The organism is Streptomyces sp. NPDC127106 (assembly GCF_042677605.1).
Classification (GTDB): Bacteria; Actinomycetota; Actinomycetes; order Streptomycetales; family Streptomycetaceae; genus Streptomyces.
Map to the genome: position 1 here is coordinate 36,504 of NZ_JBHXTC010000055.1, position 5,738 is coordinate 42,241.

Annotated in this window: 5 protein-coding genes; 1 reads left to right on the forward strand and 4 read right to left on the reverse strand. The window is 75.6% G+C overall.

The genetic code is table 11. The features are described from left to right. Window positions 1-133: 133 nt before the first annotated feature. The 3 genes from era to ACFVGY_RS31220 all read right to left on the reverse strand — a co-directional run bounded on the left by era (window position 134) and on the right by ACFVGY_RS31220 (window position 3,732). Window positions 134-1,084, reverse strand: coding sequence for a GTPase Era (gene era, locus ACFVGY_RS31210; RefSeq protein WP_385683699.1), 951 nt, complete (start codon window positions 1,082-1,084; stop codon window positions 134-136). 101 nt (window positions 1,085-1,185) lie between these two features. After that, window positions 1,186-2,622 carry a beta-xylosidase gene (locus ACFVGY_RS31215; RefSeq protein WP_385683702.1) on the reverse strand — a complete coding sequence of 479 codons (1,437 nt, stop codon included), beginning with the start codon at window positions 2,620-2,622 and terminating at the stop codon, window positions 1,186-1,188. 66 nt (window positions 2,623-2,688) lie between these two features. Next, on the reverse strand, window positions 2,689-3,732 hold the full coding sequence (locus tag ACFVGY_RS31220) for a GlxA family transcriptional regulator (RefSeq protein WP_385683704.1): 1,044 nt from the start codon (window positions 3,730-3,732) through the stop codon (window positions 2,689-2,691). 71 nt (window positions 3,733-3,803) lie between these two features. Here ACFVGY_RS31220 and ACFVGY_RS31225 point away from each other — a divergent pair, with 71 nt between their 5' ends. Next, on the forward strand, window positions 3,804-5,174 hold the full coding sequence (locus ACFVGY_RS31225; protein ID WP_385683707.1) for an MFS transporter: 1,371 nt from the start codon (window positions 3,804-3,806) through the stop codon (window positions 5,172-5,174). 90 nt (window positions 5,175-5,264) lie between these two features. Here ACFVGY_RS31225 and ACFVGY_RS31230 read toward each other — a convergent pair whose 3' ends face one another. After that, window positions 5,265-5,621 carry a cytidine deaminase gene (locus ACFVGY_RS31230; protein WP_385683710.1) on the reverse strand — a complete coding sequence of 119 codons (357 nt, stop codon included), beginning with the start codon at window positions 5,619-5,621 and terminating at the stop codon, window positions 5,265-5,267. Window positions 5,622-5,738 lie beyond the last annotated feature (117 nt).

Consider the following 5,738-nt stretch of genomic DNA (forward strand, 5'->3'; position numbering starts at 1 on the left):
ATACACTTGATTTGTCGTCGGCAGCTTCTGTTGTTTATACGACCCCGCCGTGATGGGGGGCCGGCTCCCGTCGCCGCCGCCGCTGGGGGGCTGGGTCGGCCCTGCCGCCCTGCCGCCCTGCCGCCCGGTCGGGCTAGAAGCCGAGCTTGCGGAGCTGCTTGGGGTCGCGCTGCCAGTCCTTGGCGACCTTCACGTGCAGGTCCAGGAAGACCGGGGTGCCGAGCAGCGCCTCGATGTGCTTGCGCGACTTCATCCCGACCTCCTTCAGGCGGGAGCCCTTGGGGCCGATGATGATGCCCTTCTGGCTGGGCCGCTCGATGTAGACGTTGGCGTGGATGTCGAGCAGCGGCCGGTCCGCCGGGCGGTTCTCCCGGGGAATCATCTCCTCGACCACGACGGCGATGGAGTGCGGGAGCTCGTCGCGGACGCCCTCCAGGGCGGCCTCGCGGATCAGCTCCGCGACCATCACCATCTCGGGCTCGTCGGTGAGGTCGCCCTCCGGGTAGAGCGGCGGGCTCTCCGGCAGCATCGGCGCGATCAGGTCGGCCAGCAGCTGGACCTGGTTGTCGCCGACCGCCGAGACGGGGACGATCTCGGCCCACTCGATGCCCAGCTCGGCACCGAGCTGCTGGATCGCGATGAGCTGCTCGGCCAGCTGCTTGGACTCGACCAGGTCGGTCTTGGTCACGATGGCGATCTTGGGGGTCTTCCTGATCCCCGCGAGCTCCTTGGCGATGAACTTGTCGCCGGGGCCGAGCTTCTGGTCGGCGGGCAGGCAGAAGCCGATGACGTCGACCTCGGCCCAGGTGGTCCGCACGACGTCGTTCAGCCGCTCGCCGAGCAGGGTGCGCGGCTTGTGCAGGCCGGGGGTGTCGACGAGGACCAGCTGGGCGTCGGGGCGGTGCACGATGCCGCGGACGGTGTGGCGGGTGGTCTGCGGCCGGTTGGAGGTGATCGCGACCTTGGTGCCCACGAGTGCGTTGGTCAGGGTCGACTTCCCCGCGTTGGGGCGGCCGACGAAGCAGGCGAAGCCCGCACGGTGCGGGCGGTGGGACTCGGGGGAACGATCGCTCATACGGGCCATTCTCCCCGATGCCGCCCGGGGCGCCGACCAGGCTGCCGCCGGGGCGGCCACCGGGCGGGCGGCTCCGCCCCGGGTGGCCGCCGGGCGGGCCGCCGGCCGGATCACGCCAGGGTGAGGGTGAGGACCGCCCGGTACGCGCCGGGTGGGGTGTACGGCGGGAGGTGCAGGGAGACCTCCGCGTCCACCGTGAAGCCGGCCGCGCCCCCGGCCGGCGGTGCACCGGCTCCGGAGGCCAGGACCGCGCCCTGCGGGCCGACCGGGCCCGGGCTGCCGGGCGTGCAGCGGCCCGTGGGCCCGCCGCCCGGTGCCGCCCGGGCGGGCGGGGCGGGCGTGCACGTCGGGGTCCAGGTCAGCGACGCCCCGGGGACGCGGATCCCGCCCGGGCCGGTGAGCTCCGTGATCCTGCCGGTCAGGGTCCATCCCGCCGCTCCGCCGCGGGTGTCCGTGACCGTGACCGTCCCGATCCGGCCGGGGGCCGCACCGCCCGTCCCGTACCCGACTGCGCCCAGGGTGATCGCCGCGCCCGCCTGGACCAGGGACAGCCCGCCGGGCGGCTCCGGCGCGGGCTCGGGTGCCGGAGCCGGCGCGGGCTCCGGTTCGAGCACCGTGTACGCCGCCGGGCGCGAGCCTTCCTGCGGCGTCCAGGCCGGGCCCTCGTAGGCCACGACCGCCGTGGTCGCGAGGTCCACGACCGGCAGTTCGACGGCCAGCCGGCCCCACGCGTCCGCCGGGGCCGCCGCCCGGTCCGCGGTCTCGGCGGGACCCGCCCGCCCGGCCACGGTCACGGGGGCGCCCGGGGTGAAGCCGACGCCGGTGACCCTGACCCGGTTCCCGGGGGCGCCCCGGGCCGCGGCGAGCGAGACCGACCTCAGGTTGAGACGGGGCTGCGGGGGCGCCGTGAGGCGTGCGGAGACCGACGCCGGCGGCCCGACGGGGGTGCAGGTGGTGCCGGTGGTGACGGTGGGCAGGGTGTAGCCGCCCGGGGTGAGGGTGATCTCGCCGGGCGCGGTGACGGTGAACGTGCCCGTCATGACGAGGTCGGATGCCGCTGCGATCGCCTCCGCGCCCGCGTCCGGGCCCGCCTCCGGGCCCGCCTCCGGGCCCGCCTCCGGGCCCGCCTTCGGGGCCGCCTTCGGGGACCCTGCGTCGCCGGTGGGTCGTGCGGCCGTGACGGCGACCTCCCCGTCCTGCGCACCGCCCAGCAGGACGTGCCCGGTCGGGACGGACGCTCCGGCGGGGGCCGGCGCTCCCGTCCGGTACTCCGCCGGGGTCCGGGCCACCCGGTAGGTCACCGTGACCGTGTCGCCGATGCGCGGCGGCGCGGGGTGGTCGACGGTGATCCGGGCTTCGGTGGTCCCGTCGGCGGGCGGCAGCCCGGTCTCCGGCGACGACAGGCACTGCGTCGGGAACTCCACCCGCCCCGGCGGCGTTTCCTCCTCGGCGACAGCGGGCGGACCCAGCGCGCTCCCGGCGGCGGCCGCGAGCACGGCCAGGCCGACCGCCGCCGGCCACCTCCTGCTGCCCGCCGCTGCTCGCACTGGCCGCTCCCCGGTTCCCTCGGCGTCGCCGACAGGGCGCCATTGACGGGCGGGCGGCGGAAGAAGTCAATGCACGCGCCGGCCGTGACCTGATGTCCCATCAGAAGACGGCAGGATGCCGTCCCGGCCCGGGCCACCGTTCCCACCCGTCGCCCGGAAGGTCCGCCGGTACGCCGTCGGGCTCACCCCGAGCGCGGCCTGCACGTGCTTGCGCAGCGACTGCGCCGTCCCGAAGCCCACCTCCCGCGCGACCTGTTCCATCGCCAGGTCCGTCTGCTCCAGCAGCTGCCGGGCCCGCTCCACCCGCTGGCCGGTGATCCACTCGCCGGGGCTGGTACCGGCTTCTTCGCGGAACCGGCGCGTGAAGGTGCGGACGGACATGGCCTCCTGCCGGGCCAGGTCGGCCAGCCGCACCGGCTCGTGCAGTCGCCCCAGCACCCAGGCCCGGGCCGTCGCGGTGCTGGCCACCTGCGGCTGCGGCACCGGGCGTTCGATGAACTGGGCCTGCCCGCCGTCCCGGTGCGGCGGTACGACGGTCCGCCGGGCCACGTCGTTGGCGACGGCCGCGCCGTGGTCGCTGCGCACGATGTGGAGGCACAGGTCGATGCCGGCGGCGACCCCGGCGGAGGTCAGCACGTTCCCGTCGTCCGTGTACAGCACGTCGGGGTCGACCCGGACGGCCGGGAAGAGGCGCTGGAAGTGCTCGGCGTGGAACCAGTGCGTGGTGGCCCGGCGGCCGTCGAGGTATCCCGCGGCGGCCAGGACGTACCCACCGGTGCAGATCGAGACGAGCCGGGTGCCGGGCCGGATGTGGGCCAGGGCGGCGGCGAGCTCCTCGGTGAGCTCACCCTCCTCGTAGACGGGGCCGAGCTCGTACGCGGCCGGTACGACGACGGTGTCGGCGGTGGCGAGCACCTCGGGGCCGTGTTCCACCTGGACCGCGAAGTCCGCGTCCGTCCGGACCGGGCCGGGGGCCAGGCCGCAGGTCAGGATCTCGTACAGGGACGCCCCGGAGGCATCCCTGGCACGGCCGAAGATGCGGTGCGGGATGCCGAGTTCGAAGGGCAGCAGTCCGGTGAGCGCGAGGACGACGACACGGTGCGGGGCCATGGCCCAATCGTATCGAAGGGTGTCGGTCGGGCCACTGTCGCGGGACGGCCCGCCGGCCGGATGCTGTCGGCGTGAATCAGTCAGCCCCCAGCCCCGCCCCCAGCCCCTCGCCCTCGCCCTCCCCCGCGTCCTCTGCCGCACCCGCACCCGCACCGGATGCACCGTCCGCCTCCTCCCCCGCCGCGCCCGGAGGCGTCCACCGCGCCTGGTTCGTCGCGGCCGTCACCTTCGTGACGATCATCGGCGCCGCCGCCTTCGCTTCGCTGCCCGGGCTGCTCATCGAGCCGCTGCACCAGGAGTTCGACTGGTCGCGGGGCACGATCGGCTTCGCCGTCTCGGTCAACCTCGCCCTCTACGGGCTCACCGCCCCCTTCGCCGCCGCCCTGATGGACCGCTTCGGCATCCGCCGGGTGGTGGCGCTGGCCCTGCTGGTCATAGCCGCCGGGTCGGTCGCCACGGTGTGGATGACCGCCGCCTGGCAGCTGGTGCTGTTCTGGGGCGTGCTGGTGGGCCTGGGCAGCGGCTCGATGGCGCTGGCGTTCGCGGCCACGGTGACCAACCGCTGGTTCACCGCCCGGCGCGGCCTGGTCACCGGCGTCCTGACCGCGGCCGGGGCCTCCGGCCAGCTGGTCTTCCTGCCGCTGCTGTCCTGGCTGGTCGAGCACCACGGCTGGCGGCCCGCGGCCGTGACGGTCTCGCTGGCGGCGCTGTCCGTCGTGCCGTTCGTCTGGCTGCTGCTGCGCGACCACCCGGCGGACGTGGGCCTCGCGCCGTACGGGGGGCCGTACACGGCCAAGCCCGCGCCGGTGCCGGGCGCGGCCCGTCGGGCGGTGACGGTGCTGTTCCGGGCGGCCCGGACGGGGCCGTTCTGGCTGCTGGCGGGTACCTTCGCGATCTGCGGTGCCTCGACGAACGGCCTGGTCAAGACGCATTTCGTACCGGCCGCCCACGACCACGGAATGCCGGTGACGGCGGCCGCCGGGCTGCTGGCGGTGATCGGCGTCTTCGACGTGGTGGGCACCGTCGCATCGGGCTGGTTCACCGACCGCTTCGAGGCGCGGCGCCTGCTGACGGTCTACTACGCCCTGCGCGGGGTGTCGCTGCTGTTCCTGCCGATGCTGCTGGCGCCGTCGGTGCATCCGCCGATGGTGTTCTTCATCGTCTTCTACGGGCTGGACTGGGTCGCGACCGTCCCGCCGACGATCGCGCTGTGCCGCGAGCACTACGGGGACGACAGCGCGATCGTCTTCGGCTGGGTGCTGGCCTCGCACCAGGTGGGCGCCGGGGTGGTGGCGTTCCTCGGCGGCGTGGCCCGGGACGCCTTCGGCTCGTACGACGTCGTCTGGTACGCGTCGGGGGCGCTGTGCGCGGTGGCCGCCATGATGGCGATGGTCATCCGCCGCCGGCCGACCGCGACGCCCGTCGCCGCCGCCGCGGTCTAGCGGTCCGGCGGCAGGCGGCAGGCGGCTCGGCGCGGGCGCGCCTCGGAGCTTCCCGGCCCGTACGGGTCCGCGGTCGGGCGGCGGGCCGGGTCAGGCGCCGGCCGGCGTGGTCGAGCGGAGCGTGCCGTCCGGGGCGGCCAGCAGGACCGGGGTGTCCGGGCCGCCGAGGTCGCGGACCGCGGCGCGGTCGGTGTCGGCCACCGCGTCGGCCGTGCCGACCACGGCCGCGGCTTCGAGGGACTCGGCGCCGCTCGCCACGGCCATCGCGACGGCCGTCTGGAGCGCGCTCAGCCGGAGCGAGGGGAGCTCCACCGTCCCGGCGACGTACGTACGGCCCGTCTCGTCCCGGACCGCCGCGCCCTCGGGCACGCCGTTGCGGGCCCGGGCGCTGCGCGCCAGCGTGATGATCTTGCTGTCCTCGGGGCTGATCCCGGTGCTGTCGGTCATGGTCGAAAGCATATGGAGCGCCTCGGCGGGGGGGGCGGCGCAGCACCCCCCGCCCGGGGCAGACCCCCCCACCCCCCCAGGCCCCCCCCCCCACACGCGCAGGCGGTGTGGAGGTGG

Bases quoted from the DNA above. Each gene is read 5' to 3' on its own strand.
- ACFVGY_RS31230 (WP_385683710.1), bottom strand. From the start codon at position 5,621: ATGACCGACAGCACCGGGATCAGCCCCGAGGACAGCAAGATCATCACG.
- era (WP_385683699.1), bottom strand. From the start codon at position 1,084: ATGGCCCGTATGAGCGATCGTTCCCCCGAGTCCCACCGCCCGCACCGT.
- ACFVGY_RS31220 (WP_385683704.1), bottom strand. From the start codon at position 3,732: ATGGCCCCGCACCGTGTCGTCGTCCTCGCGCTCACCGGACTGCTGCCC.